This window comes from Acidiphilium sp. MT5, assembly GCF_054767495.1.
This window is the reverse complement of the sequence record NZ_BAABMR010000005.1, coordinates 116,279-142,609: the sequence shown is the minus strand read 5'-3', so window position 1 is coordinate 142,609 and position 26,331 is coordinate 116,279. Positions and strand designations below refer to the sequence as shown.

The window sequence follows — 26,331 nt, the reverse complement described above, 5'->3', positions numbered from 1 at the left end:
TGTCGCGTGAGGGCTGTGATGAGTGAAGCAATGCGGCCATCAGCCGTGGATACGGTTGGCGCGCCGTCAGGTGACGCTTTGCTTGATCAAGCCTTGCTCGGCGGCACGGCGCGCGATTGGGTTGCTCTGCTCAAGCCGCGGGTCATGTCCCTCGTCGTGTTCTCTGGCGCTGCCGGCTTGCTGGTCGCGCCGGTCCCGCTGAACCCGATTTTGGCAGTGGCGGTGATTATCAGCATCGCTGCAGGCTCCGGCGCGTCCGGTGCGATCAATATGTGGTATGATCGCGATATCGACCTAATCATGCGCCGGACGGCGCGGCGGCCAATCCCGTCAGGGCGAATTTCGCCTGAAGGGGCCTTGATCTTTGGCGTCGGGCTGGCGCTGCTCAGCGTGCTGATGATGTGGTTCGCCAGCAACCTGCTGGCTGCGGGCATTTTGGCGCTCTCAATCTTGTTTTACGTGTTTATCTACACGATCTGGCTGAAGCGCCGCACGCCGCAAAATATCGTCATCGGTGGGGCTGCTGGTGCTTTCCCGCCGATCATCGGCTGGGCGGCGGCAACCGGGTCGATCTCGGCCTTGCCGCTTTTGATGTTTGCCTTGATCTTTTTCTGGACGCCCCCGCATTTCTGGTCGCTGGCTCTATTTGCTTCGGAAGATTACCAGCGCGCCGGTGTACCGATGATGCCGGTGGCCAAGGGTGCGCGGCGGACTCGGTGGGAAATTCTAGTCTACACCGCCATGCTGCTGCCGATTTCGGTGGCCCCGTGGTATTTAGGATTGGCAGGGCCGCTTTATCTGGTCGCTGCTTTGGGGCTGAGCCTTGCGTTCCTTTGGTATGCGGTGGCGGTACTGCGCGACAAGCAAGATTCGTTCGGTGTCAGCTTGACCCGTGATGCGCCAGCGAAAGCCGCGTTCAAATATTCGCTCATCTATCTGTTCGCTTTGTTGGGCGCGATGGTCATTGACCATTGGATCGGTTGAGATGAACGGCAAGATGGAAACGAGCAAGGATTGGAGTCCGGAAATGCAAGCCGAATTCAGCCGTCGGCGGCGCAGCCGGAATTGGGCTTTGTTGGCGTTTCTGGTTGGTTTGTGCCTGTTGATCTATGCAATTGCGGTGGCAAAACTGTACTACACTGGGCACATGTGGTAATCGTTTCGGATAAATTTTGCTAATTCTGGGGGGCTAGAGATGAGCGGCGACGTACACACAGCAGAAGATCAAGTGGTTGGACATGTTCCGCATCCTTATCACATGGTCGAGCCGAGCCTCTGGCCGCTCTTTGGGGCGATTTCCGCAATTTTGATTGCAACGGGCATTATTTTCGTCGCGCATTATCAAAATTACTGGTTTTTGATCGCCGGTTTCCTCGGTGCTGTCTCGACCATGTATGTCTGGTGGCGCGATGTGGTGCGCGAGGCGCGGACCCCCGATTTGCATAAGCTCGTCACCCAGATTGGCCTGCGCTACGGCATGGCGCTATTTATTTCCTCGGAAGTGATGTTTTTTGTCTCGTTCTTCTGGGCCTATTTCAACTTCTTCTTCTTCCCCTCGCATATGGGCTACATGTTCGCGCCAGTCTGGCCACCGCAGCATGTCACCACCATCGATCCGTTCGCGGTGCCGCTGTTCAACACGATGGTGTTGCTACTCTCCGGCACCACGATCACCTGGGCGCATCACGCCCTGCTCGAGGGCGATCGGCGCGGAATGATCCAAGGTCTCGCGGCAACCGTGTTTCTTGGCTTGTCGTTTCTGTGCGGTCAGGCCTTCGAATATACCCATTCGCCGTTCAATTTTTATCATGGCGGCATTTTCCCCTCGGTGTTCTTCATCGCGACCGGGTTTCATGGGTTCCACGTGATCGTGGGCACCACCTTCCTCATCGTTAATCTCGTGCGCGCCATACAAGGCCAATTCTCGGTCAAACGGCATTTTGGCTTCGAAGCCGCCGCCTGGTATTGGCATTTCGTCGATGTGGTCTGGCTGTTTCTGTTCGTGTGCATCTATTATTTCGGTCGCAGCGCGATCACCGCAGCTTAACGCATGAGCGGGGCCGTCGCGCCGCCGGCGCGATGGCGTCGGCTGATCGGGATGGGGGTGATCAGTGTGGTCGCCTTCGTAGGCTTTATTGCGCTCGGTGTTTGGCAAATTCATCGCTACAAACACAAGGACAAGGTGCAAGCGCAAATTCTGCGCGCGCAATTGCTCCCACCCGTGCCAATGGGGGCGCACCCCTCGCCCTATCAAAAAGTCGCCGCGACCGGGCATTGGATTTTTGGCCACCCCGCTTTGTATGGGGATCAGATCCGTAATTTTCCGCAAGGACCCGAGCAGGGCGCACAATTAATCATGCCGTTTCAGCGCCAAGACGGCTCGATTGTGATGGTCGATCTCGGCTGGATTCCTGGCCGCACGCCGCATGATGTGCCGCTGCCCAACGGGCTCACATCGGTCTCCGGCTATGTGCAAACCCAGGAATTACTGGGCGTCTTTCGTGCTAAAAATGATCCGGCACACCGGATTTTCTACAGCTTGGATGCCCGCACCATCGGCCATGCGCTGGGTCTGCACCGAGTCGCCAAATTCACCCTCATCGCGCTCGGGCCAAAACCGCTTGCCGGTGGGCCGATTCCCGCAAGCTCGCTGCCGCATCCGCCGAATAATTCGAAACAATATTTTCTAACCTGGTTCGGCCTTGCACTGGTGGTGCCGTTCGAGTTTTTCTTCTATGCGCGAAAAATCTTAAGGGAAAACCGATGAACGACATGTCGAATTCTGCTGGCGCCTATCAACGCCTCACAACGCGTTTTGCCCGGATGGCGGTGGTGGAAGAGGCCTTGTCGATGCTGGGGTGGGATGAAGCGGCGGTGATGCCCGATGGCGGTGCCGCCGCGCGGGCGGATCAGTTAGCAATGCTGTCCGGTGTCGCCCATAATATGCTGGTGGAACCGGCCGTGGCCGATGATCTGGCGGCAGCGGAACCCCCACCGGGCGATGCGCTTGCCGCGCGCAATTTGGCGCTGATGCGGCGCGCTCATCGTCAGGCTGTGGCGTTGCCCGGTGATTTGGTGGAAGCCTTGGCGCGGCAATCCTCCTCCTGCGAGAAAATCTGGCGTGCCGCACGCGCGGCGTCGGATTTTTCGATGGTCGCTGGCCCGCTTGGCGAATTATTGGCACTCAGCCGGCAAAAAGCTCAGGCGCTGAGTGCGGCCACCGGCTTATCGCCCTATGACGCGCTGATTGACAGCTATCAGCCCGGTATTCGCGCCGCAGAAATCACCCCGGTTTTCGCGCGCTATGAGCAATTTTTGCGGCAAGCCCTGCCGCAGGCCGAGGCAGTGCAGGCGCGGCGCGAGCAGCGTGGCCCGGGCACTGCGCCGTTCGCGGTGGCGGCGCAGGAGGCGCTGTGTCGCAAATTGGCCGCGCAGGCCGGGCTTGATTTCACCGGGGCGCGGCTTGATCGTTCGATGCACCCGTTTTGCGGCGGCACGCCAACCGATATCCGGATCACCACGCGCTATGACGAGTCGGATTTTTGCTCTGCCCTGATGGGCGTGCTGCATGAAACCGGTCACGCGCTCTATGAGGCTGGTCTGCCACGCGCACAGGCGCGCCAGAAAGTGGGCTACGCCGCCGGTATGGCGGTGCATGAAAGCCAATCATTGATTATCGAGATGCAGGCCGTGCGCTCGGATGCGTTTTTGCGTTATCTCGGCCCGGTTCTGGCGAACGGATTTGGCCAAGATGTCCGCGATTTCAGCCCAGAGCGGCTATCGGCGCGGTTGCGGCGAGTCCAGCGCAGCTTCATCCGGGTCGAGGCTGATGAAATGACCTACCCGGCGCACGTCATTTTGCGGTTCCGGCTAGAATCTGCCTTGATCGCGGGCGATCTGACGGTCGCCGATTTACCCGGCGCCTGGAATGAGGGGATGCGCGATTTGCTCGGCATTGTGCCGCCCGATGATGCCCAAGGCTGTTTGCAGGATATTCATTGGTATGCCGAATTATTCGGCTATTTCCCATCCTACACGCTGGGAGCGATGGCGGCGGCCCAACTAATGGCGGCAGCGCGTCGCGCCACGCCGGGGCTGGATGCCGCGCTGGAGCAGGGTGATTTTTCACCCTTGCTCGGCTGGTTGCGCGCCCACGTGCATCGTCAAGGATCGATGTTCGGCTTCAACGAATTATTGCAACGCGCCACCGGCAAGCCACTCGATCCGGGCGATTTTGAGGCACATCTGACTGCGCGTTATCTAAGTTAGCATCGCATGACTTTCGAGCAACTGCGGATTTTCGTTGCGGTTGCCGAGCGTGAACATATGACGCGCGCGGCGGAGGCGCTGGGCCTGACGCAATCTGTTGCCTCCGCCGCCATCGCGTCATTAGAGCGTGAATTCGGCCTGCGGCTGTTTCACCGGGTTGGGCGGGGCATCGCGCTGACCGAGGCTGGCGCGTTGTTTCTGAGCGAAGCGCGCGCGATATTGGGCCGGGCCGATGCGGCTGGTGTCGCAATGCGTGAGCTGGCCGGGTTGGTGCGCGGGCGGCTCTCGATCATGGCCAGCCAAACCATCGCCAACCATGTCCTGCCGCTTAAACTCGTCGCGTTCCGGCGACATTATCCGGGCGTGCGGCTGGCGGTGTCGATTGGCAATTCCGCTGATGTGGTGCGCGCCATTATCGAGGGGCGGGCCGAGCTCGGCTTTGTCGAAGGCCCCGCCGGCTCGGTCCAGCAAGGCCCGATCATCGCCGAACCGATCGCCAAGGATCGTCTGATGATGGTGGTCGCCGCCGATCACCCATGGGCTGGCCGCGATGATCTCGGACCCGCCGAGCTGGCCGCGGGAAGCTGGGTGCTGCGCGAGGACGGGTCCGGCACGCGAGCCGTGTTCATCGAGGCGATGACCGCGCTCGGCGTGGCCTATGAGGCGTTGGATATCGTGATCGAACTGCCAGCCAACGGCTCAGTATTAACTGCCGTGCAGGGCGGGGCGGGGGCGACGATCCTCTCGGAATTGGTCTGCGCCAACGCCATCGCCGCCGGACGCTTGGCACCGGTGCGAGTCGCACTGCCAGAGCGTTGGTATTTCGCGGTTCAGCACGCCGAGCGGTTTCGCTCGCGTGCCGTCACCGCTTTGCTGGCCGAATTACGCAACACAGAACCCCCCTGAAACGCGAGCTCAGCGTTTCAGGGGGTAGTGTTCACCCAATTTCGGTGGCGCTATGCACGATTTTCGCAACCATGCCGTAAGTGATAGCCTCTTCAGCCCCCATCCAATAATTGCGATCCGTATCCCGCTCGACGCGCGCAAGCTCCTGGCCGGTTTCGCGTGCGATGATGCGATTGATCCGTTCGCGCATCTTGATGATTTCCTTGGCTTCGATATCGATATCGGTCGCCGGGCCGCGCACACCGCCCATCGGCTGATGCAGCAGAAAGCGGGTATTGGGCAGGCAATAACGATGATTTTTGGCACCCGCCAAAAAGATCAACGCGCCCGCACTGGCCACCCAACCCGTGCCAATCATCCGCACCGGCGCCGTGGCGCTGACAAAGCGGATCACGTCATGGATGGTGTCACCGCTCTCAACATGGCCGCCCGGCGAATTGACGAACACATCAATCGGCGCGTCTTCGGCACCGGCGAGTGCCAGCAATTGCGCGGTCACGGCACGAGCAATTTTATCGTTGATTTCACCAAAAATCAGCACTTTGCGCTGTTTGAACAAACGCGCTTCCAAGCCACCGGAGAGGGCTTTTTCGGCGGCGTCCGCAAGCTTCTCCACTTGCTCGGGGGTGGGTTCGGGCGCATCGTCATCATCCTCGGCGACGATGCGGTTGCGGGTGATGTCTGCCATAGTGAAGCTCCTCGATCTCATCATCGTAATGTGGCGGATGCGCCCGCCAATGTCGAGATGGGGTGGGGGGCGAACATGTCACCCCGCGCCGGTCGACCGAGGCAGGCCGATGGCGGGGGCGATGGGGGGGGCGATGGGGGGTTTGGTATGAGTGGGTTGTTGCGCTAGCATGGCATCGGGATTTTGTGATATTGCGCGTTACCGATCAGATGCCATCTATGTGATCGCCATTGATGCGACCGCCAGTGAACAGGAATAAGGGGAGAGATGATTATGCGTCTTGCCGTGGTGAAGGAACGCGCGTCGGGAGAGACCCGCGTAGCGGCGACGCCGGAGACGGTGAAAAAATTGGCAGCCTTGGGGCTGAGTATCGCCGTTGAGGCCGGGGCCGGTGCGCTCGCCTCGATCAGCGATGCGCAATATCGCGATGCTGGCGCCGAAATCGCGCCCGATGCCGCCGCCTGCTTGGCCGGTGCGGGCATCGTGCTGTGCGTACAATCCCCGGCGCCTGAGCAACTCGCGATGGTGCCACGCGGCGCGCTGCTGATCGGCACACTAGGGGCGATGGGCAATGAGGCGATGGTGCAACAATTCGCCAGCGCCGGGATCGATGCCTGTGCGATGGAATTACTGCCGCGCATTACCCGCGCACAATCGATGGACGTGTTGTCCAGCCAAGCCAATCTTGCCGGCTATCGGGCGGTGATCGAGGGTGCGGAAGCGTTCCCGCGTGGTTTCTCGATGATGATGACGGCGGCTGGAACAGTGCCGCCCGCGCGCGTCTTCGTGGTCGGCGCAGGCGTTGCCGGCTTGCAAGCGATTGCCACCGCCCGGCGGCTCGGGGCGATTGTTTCGGCAACCGATGTGCGCCCGGCGGCCAAGGAAGAAATCAAATCGCTCGGCGCCAGCTTTATCGGCGTTGAGGATGAGGAAAGCTCGAAGCAAACCGGCGCCTATGCGCGCGAGATGAGCGCAGAATTCCGCGCCAAGCAAGCGGCCTTGATTGCTGAAACCGTGGCGAAAAATGACATCGTGATTTGCACCGCCCTGGTCATGGGCCGCAAAGCGCCGGTCATCATCACCGCTGAGGCGGTGGCGGCCATGCGCATGGGCAGCGTCGTGGTGGACATCGCCGCCGATGCAGGCGGCAATTGTGCCGCAACCGTGCCGGGTGAACGCATCGTGACGCCAAACGGCGTTACCGTGCTTGGCTATCGCAACTGGCCAGCACGGATCGGCGTCGCGGCCAGTGGCCTTTATGCGCGCAATCTGATGACCTTCGTCACCAGTTTCTGGGACAAGGAAGCCGGTGCGCCGAAGCTGCCGGCGGACGATGACATCGTCAAAGGCGTGCTACTGACTCGTGGCGGCGCCGTTATCCACCCGAATTTTCAGCCCCAAGCGGCTGCATAAAGGAGCGAAATCATGACCCCCGCTGAATTGGCCGGCCAGGCTGCGAGCCTGGCCCATAAAGCTGCGGTGCTGGCGCAGAATGCGGCGGGCTTTGCCGCCGAAGCGGCTGCCCATCACCCGCATCACCCGCCGCTGATTTACCTGTTTGCCATTTTCGTGATGGCGGTGTTCGTTGGCTATTACGTGATCTGGAGCGTCACCCCCGCTCTGCATTCGCCGCTGATGGCGGTGACCAACGCGATTTCCTCGGTGATCATTGTCGGCGCGATGCTGGCGGTGGGCCTGCATGGCGATGCGGCTGCCCATATTTTCGGGTTCCTGGCGGTGACGCTGGTATCGGTCAATATTTTCGGCGGCTTCATGGTCACGCAGCGCATGTTGTCGATGTTCAAAAGAAAAGCGAAGTAAGGGAGCGACCCGATCATGAGTAACGCATCCGATCCGGGCATTACGCTCGCCTATCTGGTAGCCGCGGTATTGTTCATCCTGGCCCTGCGCGGCCTGTCGCACCCAGAATCATCACGCCGTGGCAATATGATGGGCATTGCTGGCATGGTGATCGCCATTCTGGCCACCCTCGATCATCCGGGCATGTTGCTTGGCGGTGCCGGGCTGATTTTCCTGGGTATTGCCATCGGCGGCACGGTGGGTGCCGTTGTTGCCAAGCGGATCCAAATGACCGCCTTGCCGCAATTGGTTGCCGCGTTCCACTCGCTGGTGGGCTTGGCGGCTGTGTTCGTCGCGGCTTCGGCGCTGAATGCGCCGACCAGCTTCGGCATTGGCACACCGGGGCATTTGCGACTGGAGAGCCTGATCGAAATGTCGATTGGCCTTGCCATCGGCGCCATCACCTTTACCGGGTCGATCATCGCCTTTGCCAAGCTGCAAGCCTTGATGAAAGGCACGCCAATCACCTTCCCCGGACAGCATAAGCTCAATCTCGGCCTTGGGATTTTGATTTTTGTCCTGATCATCATGTTCGTGGTGTCGGGCGGCTCGCAGGTGCTGTTCTGGTTGATCGCGCTGGTCGCTCTGGCCCTTGGTTTGCTGCTGATCATCCCGATTGGCGGCGCGGACATGCCGGTCGTGGTGTCGATGCTGAATTCTTACTCCGGTTGGGCGGCTGCCGGCATTGGTTTTACCATCGGCAACGTCGCGCTGATCATCACCGGCGCCTTGGTCGGCTCGTCCGGCGCCATTCTCTCCTACATCATGTGTAAAGGCATGAACCGCTCGATCATCAATGTGTTGCTTGGCGGCTTCGGCACGGATGGGGGTGCTGCGGGTCCGGCGGCAGCGATGGGCGATAAAACGGTGAAATCCGGCTCCGCCGAGGACGCGGCATTCATCATGAGCAACGCCTCGAAAGTCATCATCGTGCCGGGCTACGGCATGGCGGTGGCACAAGCCCAGCATGCGGTGCGCGAAATGGCTGATTTGCTCAAGGAAGAGGGCGTTGACGTCAAATATGCGATCCATCCGGTCGCCGGACGGATGCCGGGGCATATGAACGTGCTGCTCGCCGAAGCCAACGTGCCCTATGACGAAGTGTTCGAGCTTGAGACCATCAATAACGAGTTCTCCACGGCGGATGTGGTCTATGTGATTGGTGCGAACGACGTGACCAACCCGGCGGCGAAAACCAATTCCGCCAGCCCAATCTATGGCATGCCGATTTTGGAAGTCGATAAGGCCAAAACCGTGCTGTTCGTGAAGCGCTCAATGGCCTCAGGCTATGCTGGCGTCGATAACGAGTTGTTTTTCCGTCCCAACACCATGATGCTGTTTGGTGATGCGAAAAAAATGACCGAAGAGATTGCCCAAGCGCTGGGCAGGTAATGTGCTGGTTGAATAGGCGCGTTTGATGTTAATCAATGCGGATCTCAGCATCGCGGCGGTGGTTGAAACCGCCGCGATGCCCTGGGTCGCCTCGCCCATCGCGGGCGTGGAGCGACGCATGCTTGAGCGTGATGGCGAGGAAGTGGCCCGCGCGACCTCGTTGGTGCGCTATGCGCCCGGCTCTTCCTTCTCGCCACACCGCCATGATCAGGGCGAGGAATTTCTGGTGCTGGACGGCGTGTTCTCCGATGAAAGCGGTGATTTTCCGCGCGGCTTTTATGTCCGCAATCCACCCGGATCGCGGCATCGGCCTTCCAGCGCGCCGGGCGCGATCATTTTCGTGAAATTGCGGCAAATGCCCCCGCAGGAAGCCGCCTCCTTGCGCGTTGACACCAACGATCCCGCCTTATGGCAAACCGATCCGTCAGGCCGCGCGCAGGCCTTGCTGTTCGATGCGCCGTGGGAGCGGGTGGAAATGATCCGTCTACCGCCCGGCACGGCGGAGTATGACGCGCTCAACCAAGGCGGTTGCGAGCAATTCGTGGTGACGGGGGCGCTGCGTCTGGATGGGATCACGCGGCCAGCCGGCAGTTGGATGCGGCATCCTGCGGGCGCGAAGGTGCGCGTGGGCAGTGCCGATGGCGCGTTGATCTATCGCAAAACCGGGCATTTGCCAGCCGCGCTCGGCTGATCGGGCGATGCATGATCTCATCATCGTCGGTGGCGGGCTCGCCGGATTGGCGCTGGCCGCACGCTCAGTCCGCGCGGGGGCCAATGTCCTGCTGCTCGAAGCGCGCGACCGGCTGGGTGGTCGCATTCTGGCCCATCAAACGCGCGCCGGCCACTATGATTTAGGACCGGCCTGGATTTGGCCCGGTATGCAACCAAGGCTGCGCGCGCTGGTCACGCAGGCGGGGCTGCATACCTACCCGCAGGATGAGGCGGGCGGGCTGATGTTCGAAGACGCCTCCGGCACCATCCAGCGCTTTGCCCGTGGCTTTGGCCAGGAGCCGCCGAGCCTGCGCCTTGTCGGCGGGATCAGCGCGTTGATCGATGGTCTCAGCGCGGGCCTTGCCGCCGATCAAATCAAATTATCGACGCCGGTAGAGCGCCTGCACCTAGCTTCGGATCACGTGCGCGTGTTCACCGAGCGTGGGGAATTCGCCGCGCGCCATGTCGCGTTGGCGATGCCGCCCCGGCTGGCCGCCGCCTTGACCTTTGAACCTTCTTTGCCGCCCGCCCTGCTGGCTAGCCTGCAATCGGTGCCAACCTGGATGGCCGGGCAAGCTAAGGCGCTCGCGATTTATCGCACCGGCTTCTGGCGCGATGTCGGCTTGTCCGGCTCGGCCATGAGCCAAATCGGGCCGCTCGGCGAAATCCATGATGCCTCGCTGCCCGGCGCCGATGAAGCCGCCTTGTTTGGCTTTTTTGCTTGGTCACCCGCTCAACGCGCCGCCCGGCAGGACATGTTGGCCGACGCGGTTTGCGCCCAGCTTGGCCGCCTGTTCGGGCCATCAGCCGCGCAGCCCGAGGCGCTGGTGATCCGCGATTGGGCGACCGATCATTGGACCTCGACCAACCTGGATCACGCGCCGCTGCGCGAACATCCTTCCTACCGCCCGATCGATTGGCCGCGCCCCTGGGGTGATCGCGTGCTGCTGGCTGGCTCGGAAGCGGCAGCGGATTTTGGCGGCTATTTGGAGGGCGCCTTGGCGGCTGCGGCTTCGGTCGCCGAAAAAATATCAATTAATCGGGAGTTTTCATTATTTTAACGTGTTTTATTAAGAAATTGCTGGCAAAGCACGTTTTAAGACGCTGATGCTCTAGCGCGATCTTTTCCAGGGGCGTGACATGGTATTTTCACGGCGGTTTCTGTTGGATGCGGGGGTTAAGGCAACGATCAGCCTGCCGCTTTGGATGCAAACAGCTTTGGCGGCAGCGCCCTGGCCGGGCCGGGAGAAGGCGGCACGGCTGCATAATGCTTCCTATCGGCAGGGCCAGCAAAACCGGCTCGTGGTGATCGATCCTGGCCATGGCGGTCGTGATCCGGGCTGTATCGGCAAAGGCAGGCTGTTTGAAAAAGACATTGCCCTGTCAGCCGCATGGGATTTACGGCGCACGTTAGAACGCGGTGGTTATCACGTCATGATGACGCGCGAGCGTGATTTTTTTGTCCCGCTGCAAGGCCGGGTCGATTTTGCCGAAAAACATCACGCTGCTGTATTTCTCTCGATCCATGCGAATTCGGTTGCCCCCAACACCGTGGTGCGCGGCGCCAGTGTTTATACCTTCGCCGAACACGCATCGGATCCGCTGGCCCAGAAAATCGCCAGTCTGGAAAATAGTGTCGAGCGCCTATCCAACCCCACCTTCAAGGGCGTGTCACCGCAGGTGGGCGAAATTCTGTTCAGCTTGATGTCGCATAGCACCAAGGTTGAATCATTGCTGCTCCAAAAACACGCCGTTGGTGCGTTAGCGCGTTCGGTCGATATGCTGCAAAACCCCGCCCGCCACGCCACATTCGCCGTGCTGCAATCATCCGCGATTCCCAGCATCTTGGTCGAGACGGCGTTCTTGTCGAACCCCGAAGATGAAGCGGCGTTGCGCACCAACGCGTTTCGCGAGCGCATCGCCCAGTCAATGAAAAATGCTGTGGACGCCTGGTTTATTGCCAAACAACATGCGGTCGCTAATTTGTGAGGCGCGGCTATGATCGGGCGGCGGCGCGTCGCGTTAGGGCTGGGTGGCTTTGTCTGGATGGCACCCACCCGCGCACTCTGGGCTGATCATCGCGCCTCGCCGCAAGAGGCTGGCTATGTCGGACACCCAGGGCCGGGCGGGATCGAATGCGCCGCCTGCGAATTTTTCCAGCCAGGGCGCGACGGTCCCGCACAGTGCCAATTGGTGCGCGGCAATATTCGCGCCGATGGAAGCTGTGATTTTTTTGCGAGGCGCTAAACCATGACCAATGGTCAATCGGCCTGGCACCGTGGTTTTGTCAGTTGGCTCGGGGTCGCTACAGTGGCCTTTGTCGCGTTATTTGTTTTGCTAACGCTGAAACTCATCGATGCGACATTGTGGCAACCGATCAAACCGAGCGAGGCGGTGCTCGCCGCCTGGCGGCCCGATGACCGGGTCAAGCGCGAGGAGCCGGATCGCGCGCCGATCATTGATCGTCATGGCCGAATTTTGGCGGTGTCGTTGCCCGGTGCCGCCCTGTTCGCCGATCCGCAGCAAATCAGCCATCCCGATCATGACGCCATTTTGATCCGCCACGTACTGCCATTTTTATCGCGCCAAATGCTCGTCCATCGGTTGGCGCTGCGCCCTTACGGCTTTGTCTATCTGGACCGGCATCTCACCGCCACCCAAGAATTGGCGATCAATCGGCTGGGCATACCCGGCCTCTATTTCCAGCCGATCTGGGAACGGCATTATCCGCAGGGCAATATCGCCGCGCATATTCTCGGTGGCGTCACGCCCGATCAACGCGGCATTGCCGGCATCGAAGCCTATTTCGATCATCGGCTCGTGGCACAGCCCAATAAACCGTTGCGATTATCGATTGATTTGCGGATCCAGGCGATTGTCCATCACGAAGTGGCACGCGCCATGCGCGATTATCACGCACGCGGTGCCTGCGGCATCGTCGAGAACATGCATGGCCGCGTGGTGGCCATGGTCAGCCTGCCCGATTACAATGCCAATCAATTCCATCAAGCGCCAAGTGACACGCTGTTTGATCGCTGCATTTCCGGCGATTACGAGCCAGGCAGCGTGATGAAATTAATGACCCTGCCTGCCGCTTTGCAATCAAGGCTGGTGCAGTATTGGGACCGTTTCAACACCACCCACCCGCTGGTCGTTGATGGCTTCGCCGTCACCGATTATGAGCCGGTGCATCATTGGCTGGCGATGCCGGCGATTTTAGCCATGTCCTCGAATATCGGCGCTTCACGGATTGCGACCATTATGGGGCCAAAAATCCAGCGCGCTTGGCTACGGAAAATGGGTTTCTTTCAGCCATCGCCGGTGCAAATGCCCGGCGTCCAGCCGCCAATCTGGCATCCCAAAGCGACCTGGAAATTGCTCACCACCATGACCGTTAGTTTCGGTAACGGCATTGCGATGGCACCACTCACCATGGCCAACGCCGTGGTCGCCGATGTAAATGGCGGCATCCTGTACCGCCCCACCTTGCTCGCGCGGCACCAAGGCGCCCCGCCGCGCCGGGGTGTGCGGGTGATGCGGCGATCCGTATCGGTCATTATGCGCAAATTGATGCGCGGCGTAGTGCTCTCAGGCACTGGCATTTATGCCCGCGTGCCGGGCTATCTGGTCGGCGGCAAAACCGGCACCGCGCAGGTCGTCGGTACCAATGGCCGCTACCGCAATCATTTGAACAATGCCTCGTTCATGGCGATTTTTCCGGCAAATCGGCCACGCTTTGTGGTGTATGTGGTGGTGATCCATCCGCACCCAACCAAAAAAATGGCACATTTTTCTTATGGGTTTACCACCGGCGGCTATGTCGCAGCCCCCGCCGTGGGTCGCATCATCGCACGGATCGGGCCGATGGTGGGTGTGCGCCCGCTCGCGGGGGCAACCCTCAAACAGGTCAGCGCGCGCTGGCAAATTCCTCTCAAACCCAGCGTGCCACCGGGGCAGATCGCCCTCGGGCCGAACAATCCGCTACCACGCGGCGCTAACCGCTACGCCTATATTTTGGCGCACCAAAAACTCCCGCCCCCAAACACGCGCTTAGCGAACGCAGCCCTCCGCCGCGTGCAAATGGCGATCCCCAATCAAGCCTTGCCGCGCGATCAAAACGAGCGCGATGTGCGGCTCGATAACGGCACCCGCGCCGAATAAATCACACCACCCGGCGCGCCGCCGCCTCGCCCGAGCGGATTGCCCCTTCAATCGTCGCAGGCAGTCCCGTTGCGGTATAATCGCCAGCCAAGCCAAGATTATGGATCATCGCACCATTGATCACCGGTGTTGTCGCCGGTCGGCGGTTCAATTGCGCCGGCGTCGCTGCAAACGTCGCCCGCTTTTCCTTAACCACCCGATAGGCAGGCATGGTGCGCGGCAACCCAAAGGCGCGCCGCAAATCTGACCATACTTCGAGCGCTAACGCATCGGCATCACGATCAACCTTATCATTCGCCGCGCTGATCGTGATGGATACCACATCGTTTTTTTCAAACACCCATTCGGCAGCCCCGCCCAACAACCCATAAAATCCGGATGGCCCTGGCGGGATGCCTGCCCGAAAATGCACGTTCAAAATCGCCTCATGCTGATCCGGCACAATCAACCCGGGCAGTAATTCCGCGGCAATCCAGGGCGGTGTGGCGAGTATCACCTGATCGCCGGCGCGCACCGGCTCATCGGTTGCCGAGCCGGTTAACCGGGTGATCGTGTTATTCTCGACGCCCAGCGCCTGGATACGCGCCCCAAAGCGCAATTCAGCGCCGCGCCCGCGCAAAAAAGCCAAGGCAGGATCAACCAGACTTTCTGACAGACCAAGCTTCGGATAGCGCGGTCTCGCCGCCGCCCCGCCGCGCCCAATCGTTTCGCGCAACACCGCACCCAGCAGCGCCGCCGAGCCCTCAGCCGGCTTGGTATTCAACGCCGCAATGGCCAGTGGCTCAATCAACCGCTCATAGAGCGGATCAAGATCGCCCATCAGCGCCTGCACCAAATCATCCGGCCCCGCCCGATCCAGCCGACGCAGCGCGAGATAATCACGCGCCCGCGAATCCGGCACCCGTGCGGCGCGCCGAAAAATCCATACCGGAAGCCGGCTGTTATTCAGCCGTAAATTCCACGCAGCGCCGGATACAAGGTCAATAAACGGAAAAATCGCCCGGCTTGGGCCGGTGAGTGTATCGCTCGCACCAATCCGCGCCAAATACGCCATGGCCGCATGATTGCCGGTTGCCAGCAAATGATTGCCATTATCAATCCGGCAATCGAGTGTCGCATCATGATAAGAGCGGCAGCGCCCGCCCGCGAACCGCGCAGCCTCATACAGCACAACCCGCTCGCCGCGCCCAGCCAACGCTGTGGCGGCGGCCAGCCCGGCCATGCCCGCGCCAATAACATGGATGCGGCGGCTCATAGCGGCTCAGCCCGCCGGTCGGCCAGCAGCCATAGCTGTGCGGCCAGACCCAATTTGCGCCATAGCGGCAGGCTTGGCCGCGCCGTGGGAGCGCTAAAGCCGCGCGCGCGCATAATATCGAGCAAGGGCCGATACGAAGCCGCCATCAGCCGCGCCGGGCGCATGGCGCGTTCATCGCACATCTCCATCGCCTGCGCCGCCTGATCGAAATGCTGGGCCGCGCGATCGCCCAGAGTGCCGAGCACCAGCGGCAAGTGAGGATGCGCCAAGGCGGCGTGCGGCTCTAACGGCACTTGATGGGCGTTGAGCAATTCACGTGGCAAATAGAGGCGGTGGCGCTGCGCATCTTCGCCAAGATCGCGCAAAATATTGGTCAATTGCAGCGCCCGGCCAAGATGATGCGCAACACGGCGCCCGGCCTCGGTTGGTTCGCCAAAAATGCGGATCGATAAACGACCCACGGCAGAGGCCACACGATCGCAATATAAATCAAGCGTCGCCTCGTCCGGCGCCATGATCGGCGCGGCAATATCCATCGCCATACCATCGATGATCGCGATAAAATCGTCCTGCGCCAACCCATGCCGCGCAATCGCCGTTCGCAGCACGCGGGTGGTCGGTTCCTCCGCCGCGCCCTGATAGAGTGCCGCGATCCGCTGGCGCCACTGATCAAGCCCCGCGATGCGCGCCTCGGCGGGCAGGCCATCATCATCGGCGATATCATCAACAACCCGGCAAAACGCATAAACCCCATACATCGCCACTCGCCTTGGTGCCGAAAGCACCGTCATGCCGCGATAAAACGAGGTGCCCGCCGCACGGGTCAATGCGGTCACAGCCGCAATATCCTCAGGCTGATACGACGCCGCACTCATACGAGCTGCGCCACGCCAACAATCAGTGCCGCCACAAAATCAGATTTGCGCAATTTCACCCGCCCCGCCAACGGGTCGCCACGGCGCAAATGCCGATGCAATCGCTGGGCTAAATGGGTAATCATCCCCGTCTCCAAGCGCATCCGGCGCGAACGCAACTGATGCGGCAGTTCGGTCGCAGCCTGGTTCAACGCGGCGGTTTGATCCAGCATCGCATCAAACACGCGGCGCAATTCCGGCGATGTTTTGGGTGCCGTCAGCGCCTCGACGTCGATCCCCGCGTCCGTGAGCATGTCTGTCGGCAAATAGCATCGTTGCAGATTGCGCCAATCATCCGCGCAATCTTGCAAATGGTTCAGCACCTGCAACGCCGCGCAAAGCGCGTCTGATGCCGGCCAACTCGCCCGATCTTCGCGGTGCAAATCGAGCACGAAACGGCCAACGGGTGCTGCGGAAAACCGGCAATATTCCATCAACTCCGCCCAGCTCGCATAGCGCGCCTTGGTGGCATCCTGGCGAAACGCAATCAGCAATTCGCGCGCATGGGTCGCTGGCATGCACATTTCCGTCAAGCTCTGACGCAGGCGGCTGGCACTCGGCGAGCCAGATGCCACCGCACCGCTCAGCACCATATCCATCCGGTCAAGGCGGCTGATTTTTTGCTCAGGCGTAAGTGAGGGGTTATCGGCAATATCATCGGCATTACGGGCAAAGCTGTAATAGGCATGAACATGCGGGCGCAATTTTGGATGGATCAACACACCCACAGGGAAATTCTCATCGCCCCGATCCTTGCCAGACCATAATTCAACGTTATCCGACGGCATCGTCGTGCTCATCAAGCGGCTCCGTAATCGCGGCGTTTCCATTGCGCGCCGGCGCCGCGCCAATAGCGGCGGGCCGAGGCTATCGTGGCTTCCAAATACAGCACGGCAATCAGCGGCAGCGCGAGCGCCCATAACCGGCTGACCCGATAGCGGCGCAAGGTCGGCAGATAGGACCAAATCGCAAGGCCACTGGCCACCAGCCCCGCAACAAACCCAAGCCCATGACCGGCTAACACCGCGAGCGGCGGCACCAACCAAACCAGGCCCAGCCCCAAAACCGTCAACGCGAGCAATAGCGATGAATGGCGCAATTGGGTAAAGGCCGACCGGGCGATCATCGCGCGAATATCGGCAAGCTGCGGATAAAGCCGGATCGATTGGGCAAGGCCGGAATGGCCGAGGAAAATCGCCCCGCCCGGCTTCACCGCCCGCGCCAGCGTTACATCATCGATCAACGCGCCGCGCATTGCTCTGATCCCGCCGATGCGCGTGAGCGCCGTCCGGCGGATCAGCACCGTGCCCCCCGCTGCCGCTGCCACGGCGGAAAGCGGGTTATTCACTTGCGCAAACGGGTACAGCATCTGAAAAAAATACACGAAAGCCGGGATCAGCAACCGCTCGGCAAGGCTCGTGCAATTCAGCCGCACCATTTCCGAAACCATATCCAGCCGATAATGTCCCAGCGGCGCGTGCAGCCGCGCCACCAACGTCGCGAGATGGCGCGGATCATGGGTGATGTCCGCATCGGTGAATAAAATCAGCGGCGCGCTGCTTTGCGCCACACCTTGCTCAAGGGCAAATAATTTCCCCGCCCAACCGGCAGGCTTTTCCGCCCCTTCAACCAGCAAAAACCGTGGATCATGCAGCGCCATCAGCCGGGCGCGCGCTTTGGTGTCATCGGCACTCCGATCATCAACCAAAATCACCCGGTATGACCCCGGATAGTCCTGCGCCAAGAGCGACGCAATCACCGGCGCAATTGTCTCGGCCTCATCGCGGGCCGGCACGATAATATCAACCGGCGGTGCCTCAACCGGCCATGCCGGCAGCAATTCCGGCGTGCTATGCCAGAACGGCGCGCCGCGTTCACCATGCCCAAAGACCAGATAGAGCCAAATGATCGCGGCCAGAATGGCAAGAGAGGAGAGCATATCCGGTCACGCCGCCTGCGGGTGAAACGCGATGTCGGCCAGCAGCCCGCGCTTGCAAAAATCAACCAGCGCATCCTCGAACGCGCGCTGCGCCGGGCGCGGCGCATAGCCCAGCTCACGAACCGCCTTCGCCGAGCTATACCACATCAAATGCCGTGCCATCGCCAACATATCGCGCGTCATCATCGGCGGATGGCCGGTCAGCCGCGCCCATCCCTCCATCGCGCTCGCAATCGGCACTAACGGGGCAATCGGCAGCTTGATGCGCGGCGGTGACCGGCCCGCAAGCTTGGCAATCATCCTGCCAATCTCTGAAAGCATCAGATTTTCACCCCCCAGAATATACGATTCTCCGGCGCGCCCGCGCTGCTCGGCGAGCAAATGGCCCGCCGCCACATCATCGACATGCACGATATTCATGCCCGTCTCCACATAGGCGGGCATCAGCCCCCGCGCCGCATCAAGCACCATGCGGCCCGTCGGCGTCGGTTTAATATCACCCGGCCCCACCGGCGCTGAGGGGTTTACAATGACAATATCCAACCCAGTCTGAGCCAGCGCGCGAACCGCAATTTCCGCGTCATATTTTGAGCGTTTATACGGGCCAATATGATCTTCTGGCCGGTTCGCTGTGCCCTCATCTGCCGGTTCGCGCCCCTGTGCCAGCCCCAACGCCGCCACGCTGCTGGTATAAACCATGCGTTTCACCCCCGCCGCATGAGCGGCTCTGAGGAGTGCCACACTGCCATCGATATTGGTGCGGCGCATCACCTCAATATCGGGCACCCACAGCCGGTAATCAGCAGCGACGTGAAACAGTCGGCTGCATCCCGCCACCGCCGCCGCGAGCGAGGCCGGATCGGTCAAATCCGCAATCACCCGTTCGCCCGGCACGTCGCGCAGATTACTTAAATCGCTCTGCGGCCGATGGATCAGGCGAATCCGCCGCCCCGCGCGCACCAAAGCACGCGCCACGGCAGCGCCAACAAAACCGGTAGCACCGGTGACCAAGGTAAGGCCGGGATCAGAGGATGCGGGATCAAGATCAGTCATGGGGACCAGCGAAATAGAGATAAATTCGCAATCTGCAAAATCGGCGCGCAAAATCGCCCGGCGCACCCGCGCTCCAGCGAAGGCGGCGTCATCCGTGCTGCCCTCCCAGCGAAATCGGCATCACCGTGCCGGTGCTGGTCCAAACCAAAATCGCGGTCACGGGAAGGTGCGGATGGATCGCCCGTAGCACCTCGGCATACGCGCTGAGCTGCGCACGATAGGGCAGGGGCACGGCGCTTTCCTCCGTCGGCGGGGCGCGGTCGGTCTTGTAATCGGCGAATAAAATCCGCTCATCAGTAATCATCAGCCGGTCGATCATCCCGCCAATTTCGGTGCGCCCAACAATTCCGGCAATCGGTGCTTCGGCGCGGGAGCCTGCGGCGAATAGCGGCGCCATCGCCGGATGATCGAGAATCCGCATCACATCGGCGAGCACACGCGATTGATCGGCCTGATCCAGCCCATGACCAGGCTGCGCCAGATAGCGGCGCGCCGCCTCGGTGCGGCCTTCGGCGGGCAGATCCGGCAAATATTGCAACAGCGCATGCACCAGTCGCCCACGGGCCAGGGCATAATCGCGCGCACGCAGCCGGCCAGGGCGGCGCGGTGAGGCCGCCGCCAGGCCGGTGTCAGCGCCTTCGGCGCTCCGGCTGGGCACCAGCCGATCAATCGGGTCGGATGGCGGTGGCGGCGGCGTGGCGTGCCAATTCTGTGCAGCCCCCACCCAATCGGGCAATGTCGCGTGGTGCGCGACGCCGCTGGGTGCCGGGCGATCGGGTGGCGCGGTTTGCGCACAGCGCAGCGTCAATGCCTCGCTCGCCCATGGCAGCATCACGGGCGCCGGCATCACGGGCGAGGGCATCACGGGCGCGGGCAGGGCGGTCTCGCCAAGGCGGGCGAAGGCGCGCTGCACCGATTGATACCAGCAATCGGCAGGCGGTGCTTGTTTCGGCGCGGCACCGCACACAATCAAATGATCCTCAGCACGGGTGAGCGCGACATAGAGCAAGCGATTATACTCCTCCACCATTGCAATCTTGGTGGTCTCCACGGCGGTGATCACGGCACGACTGCGCTGATCGGCACGCGGGCTGAAAATCGGCACATCGAGCGCGGATTGCGGCGCGCGCAGCCAATGCAGCGTGTCGCGGCTTTTCGGCACGCTGGTGGTATCCGGCAGGATCACCACCGGCGCTTGCAGCCCTTTGGCGCCATGCACCGTCATCAGCCGCACCGAATTGCCCGCCGCCTCGGCTTCGCGCTTGATTTCGGCGGCGGAGGCGTCGAGTTCCGCCAAAAACGCCTGCAAGCTCGGCGGATTGCTGCGAGAAAAATCAATCGCCGCGGCGAGCAATTCATCAATCGGCTCCGCCGCCTCCGGGCCGAGCCGCGCGAGCAGCCGGGCGCGGCCACCCAGCGGCCCCAAAATTTCCGCCAGAAGCTGATAGGGCGACACGAAATCCACCCGCTTTTGCAAGCGCGCAAACAAATCCTCCGCCGCCCGATACGCAGCATTATCCCCCGCCCGCTGCGCCAGCGCCTCGCGTAACCGCCCCGTCCGCCCGATCGCAAGCTGCATCAAGTCCTGATCGGTAAGTCCGCCGAGCGGGCTGGTCAAAAATGTCGCAAACGAAACGTCATCATCGGGCAGCAACAAGGCCTGCATCAGCGCGATCAAATCCGCGACCGCCCGCGTCTCGGTCAGCACCATCCGGTCCAGCCCCGCAACCGGCACGCCATGATCCTTCAGCGCGCGGGTCAGCGCCGGGCCAAACTCATTGCGCGAACGCACCAGGATCAAAATATCACCGGCCTGCAGCGACCGCCCGCGTGACGGCAGGTCCATCACCCCAATTTGGGCGGCAATCCAAGCGGCAATACCCGCCGCCAACCGCCGCCGCGCCGAGCTTTGGCTGAAATAACGATCCGCTACTTGCCACGCCGCCAAATCCGGCTCCGGTTCGGCGGGCACCAGCGGCCAGAGCGTGGCCGACCCAGCCTGGCCAACCCGGCTAATGCCATGGGTCAGCGCCTCACCCGGCGCCACCACGCCCCGGCGTGCCTGATCATCGGCAAATACCTGATCAACCAAGGCCAGGATCGGTGCGGTCGAGCGAAACGAGGTATCCAGCGTGCCATCATGCCAGCGTGCCTGCGCCTCGGTCACCCGGCGGCCAATCTGGCGGCGCCATTGATCGAACACCTCAAGATTAGCGCCTTGGAATGAATAGATTGACTGCTTGCGATCACCCACCGCGAAAATCGAGCGCGCCAGCCGCTCATCGGCGCGGGTGCCAAGCCCTGAAAAAAATTCAGCGGCGATCTGATTAATCACCTGCCATTGCGCAGGCGCAATATCCTGCACCTCATCCAGCAAAATATGATCCAGCCCGCCATCAAGCTTATAAAGCACCCAGGCCGCGCCAGGATCGCGCAAAAGCTGCGCCGCCCGCGCGATCAAATCAGCATAATCAAAGCGTGATTCCTGATTTTTCGTCCCCATATCGGCATCACGGATCGGCAACAACAAATCGATCACCGCGCCCGATAAATCGGCCAAGAGTAGCGCCGCGCAGCGATCATGATAACGCCCAATCCGCGCCTGCTCAGTCTCGATAATCCCCGCCAAATCAGGGTCCGACGCATTGAGCGCCCGGCTGATAAAAGCCGATAATGCGCGCTTCTCGCCCTTGGCGGTAAGAAACAAATCACACCATGTTGCCCAATCAGCGGCGCGCTGCGCCAAGGGCTTGGCCAGACAATCGAGCGCCAGCAGAGCGCGTTCCTGCGCCTTGGGTGAGGATGCCTCCGCAATGCGCTGCAAGGCCGCCCGCAACGCCGGATTTTCGGTGCCCGCAATCGCATCGCGCAGCAGCGTCGGCGCATCCTCATCCGGCGCGTTCAGTGCCGCACGCTGCTCCGCCTTGATCGCGGGCGCCGCATCATGCTTGGCCAGTAGCTGTGCCAGTTGCGTGCGCTGATCGGTGAGCAATTGATCGATTAGCGCGCCGAATTGGGTTTCGGATATCTCCCCCGCGAGCCGCAGCAGCGCCTCGGTTGGCTCGCTCGCCTTATCGCCCAGCACCGCCTCGCGCGCGGCCCGGCGGCGCAGGCTGGTTTGCGCATCATCCGCCACGCTGAAATGCGGCGTAATCCCGGCTTCGAGCGGAAAGCGGCGCAGCAAAGACTGGCAAAAAGCATGGATCGTATCGATGCGCATGCCACCGGGCAGATCAAGCACCTGACCAAACAAGCCCCGCGCCCGCGCCCGGTTCGCCGGGCTCATGGCGACATCGAGTTTGCCGAGTTCGCCATCAAGCTGGTCATCATCCAGGGTCGCCCATAGCCCGAGCCGATCGCGCAGCCGGATCGCCATTTCAGCCGCCGCCGCGCGGGTGAACGTCAGGCATAAAATCCGCGCCGGATTAGCACCCTCCAGCATCAAGCGCAGCAGCCGATCCGTCAGCAGCTTGGTTTTCCCCGATCCCGCCGAGGCCGCCACGAACGCGGACATTGCGGGGTTCGACGCCGCGCGCTGCGCCGCCTCCGCTTGAGCGATAGCGTCGATGGCGTGGCTCATTCGCTCTCATCCCATTCAGCCCGCCGCGAAATCCCGGCATAAGGCTGATCGAACGGGCTGCGTCCCGGATGCGGTCGATCGCGATACGGCGTGGCTGGATCAGCGAAATGCTGAAGAATCACCGGAATTTCGCGCCGCGCCTGATCGATAATCGCGCGTAACTGCTCTGGATCATTGGCAAACAGGCTGCGCGTCGCCCCCTCAGTCGCACCGCCCGAGAGTTTCCAATAGGCCAGCTCGCACACATCGCGCGCGAATGACGCGCCAAAGCCACCGGTCTGCGCAATCACCGCTTCCAGCGGCAATTGCGGCGCGCTGCCCGACAGCACTTCTTTGTCCGCAGGCGGTGTGCCGGTTTTGAAATCGATCAGCGTCACCCCCGCGCGGCGCCGCTCAATCCGATCCGCCCGGCCCCGCACCACAAACCCATCGATCACCCATTCCCCTGGCTGCTCGGTGGCAACCAAATCCGCCGCCCCATGGCTCACCAGCCGGCCGCGCTCCAAATCAACAATCCAATCGGCAATCCGCCGCAAACGCACCCGCCAAAACGCTTCCAACCCGCCCCGTAAACGCTGAGCGCGGAGCTGCTGCTCAAATGCCGTGAATAACAGCGTCGCCGCCTCCGGCGCGCCCGCCCAACCTGGCTGATCGCCAACCGCCCGCAGCCCTTCATGAACCAATGTGCCAAACAACGCCGCATCGGTCTCGGCATCCAGCGCGCCGAGTGGCTCTAGCCGCAGCACGCGTTTGGCATAGATCGCATAGGGATCGGCCAGCAAGGTGGTGATTTCGGAAATCGAATAGCGCCGGGGCCGGTAGGACGAAGCGGGCCGTGGCTCCGGTCGTGGCCGAATGATCCGCGTCACCGGCTGATCAAGCTGCACCGACCATAAAGCAGCCGGATGCCCCGGCAATGATTGCCCCGCCCCACGCAGCACCGTTTCGATCCGCGCCAGAAACCGCGATGGCACGGCAGGGGCGCGCCCACGCCGCGCGGGGGCCGAGAGAATGACCGTGCGGCAACTCGCCATCAGGCTGGTGACATCATGCGCCGTCTCGCCAATCAAACGAGCCCCGTCCGGCAAGCCAACCGCCCGGCGCATCGGGCGCGAAAGCCACGGCCCCGGATCAGGCTCGGCCGGAAACACGCCCTCAACCATGCCGCCAAGGATCAGCGTATCCACGGTTTGCAACCGCGCTTCGAGCAAGCCCCAAATCGCCACCCTTGGATTGGCGTCTTGCGTGCGCGGGCGGCGCAGCCTGGCATCGCCCAGCACCGCGTCGAGCAGACCCGGCAGCTCGCTGGGGCTGATATCAGGCAAGCCCTGCATCGCCTCAAATTGCTGCGCGAGCCATTCTGACAAAGCCGCCCCCGCAGGCCCAGCCCACAGCCGGTCGGCCCCTGCCTGCCCATCGCACCCCGCCAAAACCTCAGCCGCCTCGATCAGCGCATCCAACAGTTCCGCGGGGCTGATCGCCTGCCGCGCCGACGCGTCGAGCAGCGGGCGCAAACAATTCTGCAACGCCGCGACGAACGCCGCCAAATCGGGGCTGGTCTGCTCAGCCGCGAAGCGCAGCGCCGCAAAACCAGGGCCGGGCAGACGCGCACGCAGCATCACATCGAGCGCCCGGCCCCAATGCCGGGCCTGCCCGCGCGCCAACCCTGCGCCGGTCAGCGGATGCTGCAACAGCGCCAGCAGCGGAACGGCGGCGTAGTCGGCCTGCTGTGCCGCGGCAAGCAAGCGCAACAGCACCGCAGGCGGTGTGTCGGCCAACATCTCGCCCGCACTATCCTCAGCGCGAATCCCAAGCCGCGCCAATTCGGCGGTGACCCGCAGCGCCAATCCCCGATCCGGCGTGACCAACGCCGCATCACGGGCGGGATCATCCAGCGCATCGCGCAAAGCGAGCGCAATGGCGCGCGCCTCATCCTGCTCATCGGCGGGGCTAAGCCTAAACAGCGCGCCCAGATCAGCCGGCTGGCGCTGCTGCCACGCCGCCAGCGCCGACGGCGGCAAAAACGCCCGCCGCAGCAACGCCGCCCGCCCTAGCAGCGCAGCCCGGCCTCGCAACGCAACCTGATCCGCGTCGGGTGGGTCGGGCGGGCTCCAGAGCCGGATTTCCGCCCGATCCGCGCCCATCGCGTTGATCAATCGGCGCAACCCGGCTTGCGGATGCGCCGGTGTATCATCCAGCGCCGCCCAGCCCTCATCCGACAAATCTGGATCAAACCCCGCCAGCACCACGCAGCCCTGCGCAAGGTTCGCGACCACCCGCGCCAATCGTGCGATTGCGGGGGTGGCAACCGCTAGCCCCGCCAGCCAAATCGGCTGCACGGGCGGGTTGTGCCGCCAAAATTCTGCCTGCGCATCCAAGCTGAGCCGATGTCGGCGCGCCGGATCAACCGCCCCGCGTTCGGCCAGAATCGCCGGCCAATGCCGTGTCACCAAAGCCAAAAAATCGAGCGTGCGTTGCCAATGCTCGGCAAGATCAGGTGCAACAATGCCGGGCAACGTGGCCGCAAGATCAATCTCGGCCTGCTCCGCATCATCGATCAGCCGCGCCAACTCATCGGCCAGGGCCAGCGCATCGGCCAGCCGGGTCGGCGCGCCATCCTGCCCGCGCAATCGCAAAATCAGCCGCGCCAGAATGCTCCGCCGCTGCTCCGCCGGGATCGCAGGTGGCAATTCCTCGCCGGCGAGCAAACCCAGCGCCGCCTCGTCAGCACCCCCAACTGCGATAATCCGGGGTAAAATCAGCGGCTTGCCATGCGCCGCCAAAAACGCCGCCGCCGTCGCGCGCGCAGCCCGGCGCGTCGGCAGGATCAACATCCCATCGGCAGCATCGCGCCCCGCCGCCCGCGCCTGATCCAGCCAGGCGCAGGCCAGAGCGGGCAGAAACGGCGTGCCAATCGGTATCGCCGCAATGCGCGGGACGCTGATCCCCGCGTCGCTCATTCCCGTGTCGCTCATTCCCGTGTCGCTCATCCCCGTGTCGCTCATCCCGGTATCGTTCATCGGTCCGAAAACATCCGCTTGGGCAGCAAGCGATCAAGCAACGATGCCGGCCCGCTCGCCAGCGCTGTCCGTTCATCGGCACCCAGCCAGGCCAGCGCGATGCTCAGCGCCATCGCCGGCGCCGCCGCGCCAAGCCGGTCCGGCCACTCAATCAGGAAAATCGCCCTCTCAGAAAAATCGAGCCCCAGCTCAATCAAATCCGCATCGCCATTCAACCGCCATAAATCCGCATGGGTAATTGGCGGATCAGTCGGATAGGTCTGCACCAAAGTAAAACTCGGGCTCGGCACATCAAGCGTCGGGTCCGCCGCCATGGCGCGAATGAACGCACGGGCAAAGCAGGATTTTCCAGCCCCCAACGGGCCGGCGAGCAGAATAATATCACCAGGGCGGCTGGCGGCGGCGACGCTGCGGGCGAACGACTCCGTCGCGTCTTGGTCAGCAAGGGTCAGAACGCGTTGCTCCATACCCCTCGGTTACCCGATCATCGCCATTTCGGCGAGAGCCGTGATCTTTCGACATCAAGCCATTGACGATTGCCGTCGGATGCTTACCGGTATCAGCGCAAGAGCGAGGTGATGCA

The 26,331-nt window shown here is 62.1% G+C and carries 23 protein-coding genes; 14 read left to right on the top strand and 9 right to left on the bottom strand.

What is annotated here, in order from left to right; translation table 11 throughout:
* Positions 1-30 precede the first annotated feature (30 nt).
* From cyoE to ACYUCQ_RS07390, 6 genes are read left to right on the top strand one after another with little or no spacing between them, the layout of a single operon-like run.
* Positions 31-984 carry a heme o synthase gene (gene cyoE / locus ACYUCQ_RS07415; RefSeq protein ID WP_460253957.1) on the top strand — a complete coding sequence of 318 codons (954 nt, stop codon included), beginning with the start codon at positions 31-33 and terminating at the stop codon, positions 982-984.
* 1 nt (position 985) lies between these two features.
* Entirely contained in the window at positions 986-1,156 is a 171-nt protein-coding gene (locus tag ACYUCQ_RS07410; protein WP_460253880.1) for a hypothetical protein, read from the top strand.
* Positions 1,157-1,195: 39 nt separating this feature from the next.
* The gene (locus ACYUCQ_RS07405) at positions 1,196-2,047 is read left to right on the top strand and encodes a cytochrome c oxidase subunit 3 (RefSeq protein WP_460253879.1); all 852 of its coding nucleotides are present in this window, start codon (positions 1,196-1,198) and stop codon (positions 2,045-2,047) included.
* A gap of 3 nt (positions 2,048-2,050) precedes the next feature.
* Positions 2,051-2,767 (top strand): SURF1 family protein, encoded by a 717-nt coding sequence (locus ACYUCQ_RS07400; RefSeq protein ID WP_460253878.1) that lies wholly within the window; start codon positions 2,051-2,053, stop codon positions 2,765-2,767.
* Complete coding sequence (locus ACYUCQ_RS07395; RefSeq protein ID WP_460253877.1) at positions 2,764-4,269, top strand: carboxypeptidase M32; 1,506 nt, start codon at positions 2,764-2,766, stop codon at positions 4,267-4,269. The genes ACYUCQ_RS07400 and ACYUCQ_RS07395 overlap by 4 nt, the downstream gene beginning before the upstream one ends.
* Positions 4,270-4,275: 6 nt before the next feature.
* Positions 4,276-5,175: a LysR family transcriptional regulator gene (locus ACYUCQ_RS07390; RefSeq protein WP_460253876.1), complete on the top strand. Its 900-nt coding sequence runs from the start codon at positions 4,276-4,278 to the stop codon at positions 5,173-5,175.
* 31 nt (positions 5,176-5,206) lie between these two features.
* Here the strand turns inward: ACYUCQ_RS07390 and ACYUCQ_RS07385 are convergent, their stop codons facing one another.
* Complete coding sequence (locus tag ACYUCQ_RS07385) at positions 5,207-5,863, bottom strand: ATP-dependent Clp protease proteolytic subunit (RefSeq protein ID WP_460253875.1); 657 nt, start codon at positions 5,861-5,863, stop codon at positions 5,207-5,209.
* A 273-nt stretch (positions 5,864-6,136) separates the two neighbouring features.
* Between ACYUCQ_RS07385 and ACYUCQ_RS07380 the strand changes: the two genes are divergently transcribed.
* From ACYUCQ_RS07380 to ACYUCQ_RS07345, 8 genes are all read left to right on the top strand, one after another.
* Positions 6,137-7,276, top strand: a complete 1,140-nt coding sequence (locus tag ACYUCQ_RS07380; RefSeq protein WP_460253956.1) for a Re/Si-specific NAD(P)(+) transhydrogenase subunit alpha — start codon at positions 6,137-6,139, stop codon at positions 7,274-7,276.
* Between the two features lie 12 nt (positions 7,277-7,288).
* Entirely contained in the window at positions 7,289-7,684 is a 396-nt protein-coding gene (locus tag ACYUCQ_RS07375) for an NAD(P) transhydrogenase subunit alpha part 2 (protein ID WP_460253874.1), read from the top strand.
* A 15-nt stretch (positions 7,685-7,699) separates the two neighbouring features.
* Positions 7,700-9,115 carry an NAD(P)(+) transhydrogenase (Re/Si-specific) subunit beta gene (locus ACYUCQ_RS07370; RefSeq protein ID WP_460253873.1) on the top strand — a complete coding sequence of 472 codons (1,416 nt, stop codon included), beginning with the start codon at positions 7,700-7,702 and terminating at the stop codon, positions 9,113-9,115.
* Between the two features lie 25 nt (positions 9,116-9,140).
* On the top strand, positions 9,141-9,806 hold the full coding sequence (locus tag ACYUCQ_RS07365) for a cupin domain-containing protein (protein WP_460253872.1): 666 nt from the start codon (positions 9,141-9,143) through the stop codon (positions 9,804-9,806).
* Positions 9,807-9,813: 7 nt separating this feature from the next.
* Positions 9,814-10,887, top strand: coding sequence for a flavin monoamine oxidase family protein (locus ACYUCQ_RS07360; RefSeq protein WP_460253871.1), 1,074 nt, complete (start codon positions 9,814-9,816; stop codon positions 10,885-10,887).
* A 79-nt stretch (positions 10,888-10,966) separates the two neighbouring features.
* The gene (locus tag ACYUCQ_RS07355) at positions 10,967-11,815 is read left to right on the top strand and encodes an N-acetylmuramoyl-L-alanine amidase family protein (protein WP_460253870.1); all 849 of its coding nucleotides are present in this window, start codon (positions 10,967-10,969) and stop codon (positions 11,813-11,815) included.
* Positions 11,816-11,824: 9 nt separating this feature from the next.
* Complete coding sequence (locus tag ACYUCQ_RS07350) at positions 11,825-12,073, top strand: hypothetical protein (protein WP_460253869.1); 249 nt, start codon at positions 11,825-11,827, stop codon at positions 12,071-12,073.
* A gap of 3 nt (positions 12,074-12,076) precedes the next feature.
* Positions 12,077-13,987, top strand: a complete 1,911-nt coding sequence (locus tag ACYUCQ_RS07345) for a peptidoglycan D,D-transpeptidase FtsI family protein (RefSeq protein WP_460253868.1) — start codon at positions 12,077-12,079, stop codon at positions 13,985-13,987.
* A 1-nt stretch (position 13,988) separates the two neighbouring features.
* Here the strand turns inward: ACYUCQ_RS07345 and hpnE are convergent, their stop codons facing one another.
* The 8 genes from hpnE to tsaE all read right to left on the bottom strand — a co-directional run bounded on the left by hpnE (position 13,989) and on the right by tsaE (position 26,215).
* Positions 13,989-15,242 (bottom strand): hydroxysqualene dehydroxylase HpnE, encoded by a 1,254-nt coding sequence (gene hpnE / locus ACYUCQ_RS07340; RefSeq protein WP_460253867.1) that lies wholly within the window; start codon positions 15,240-15,242, stop codon positions 13,989-13,991.
* A complete protein-coding gene (gene hpnD / locus ACYUCQ_RS07335; protein WP_460253866.1) occupies positions 15,239-16,117 on the bottom strand; it encodes a presqualene diphosphate synthase HpnD in 879 nt (292 codons plus the stop codon). Before hpnD ends, hpnE begins: the two co-directional genes overlap by 4 nt.
* The gene (hpnC, locus tag ACYUCQ_RS07330) at positions 16,114-16,956 is read right to left on the bottom strand and encodes a squalene synthase HpnC (protein ID WP_460253865.1); all 843 of its coding nucleotides are present in this window, start codon (positions 16,954-16,956) and stop codon (positions 16,114-16,116) included. Before hpnC ends, hpnD begins: the two co-directional genes overlap by 4 nt.
* Positions 16,956-18,095: a glycosyltransferase gene (locus ACYUCQ_RS07325; protein WP_460253864.1), complete on the bottom strand. Its 1,140-nt coding sequence runs from the start codon at positions 18,093-18,095 to the stop codon at positions 16,956-16,958. The genes hpnC and ACYUCQ_RS07325 overlap by 1 nt, the downstream gene beginning before the upstream one ends.
* 6 nt (positions 18,096-18,101) lie before the next feature.
* Positions 18,102-19,148, bottom strand: a complete 1,047-nt coding sequence (gene hpnA, locus ACYUCQ_RS07320) for a hopanoid-associated sugar epimerase (protein WP_460253863.1) — start codon at positions 19,146-19,148, stop codon at positions 18,102-18,104.
* Between the two features lie 88 nt (positions 19,149-19,236).
* Entirely contained in the window at positions 19,237-22,728 is a 3,492-nt protein-coding gene (addA, locus tag ACYUCQ_RS07315; protein ID WP_460253862.1) for a double-strand break repair helicase AddA, read from the bottom strand.
* Complete coding sequence (gene addB / locus ACYUCQ_RS07310; protein ID WP_460253861.1) at positions 22,725-25,748, bottom strand: double-strand break repair protein AddB; 3,024 nt, start codon at positions 25,746-25,748, stop codon at positions 22,725-22,727. The genes addA and addB overlap by 4 nt, the downstream gene beginning before the upstream one ends.
* The gene (gene tsaE / locus ACYUCQ_RS07305) at positions 25,745-26,215 is read right to left on the bottom strand and encodes a tRNA (adenosine(37)-N6)-threonylcarbamoyltransferase complex ATPase subunit type 1 TsaE (protein WP_460253860.1); all 471 of its coding nucleotides are present in this window, start codon (positions 26,213-26,215) and stop codon (positions 25,745-25,747) included. Before tsaE ends, addB begins: the two co-directional genes overlap by 4 nt.
* Positions 26,216-26,331: the final 116 nt, after the last annotated feature.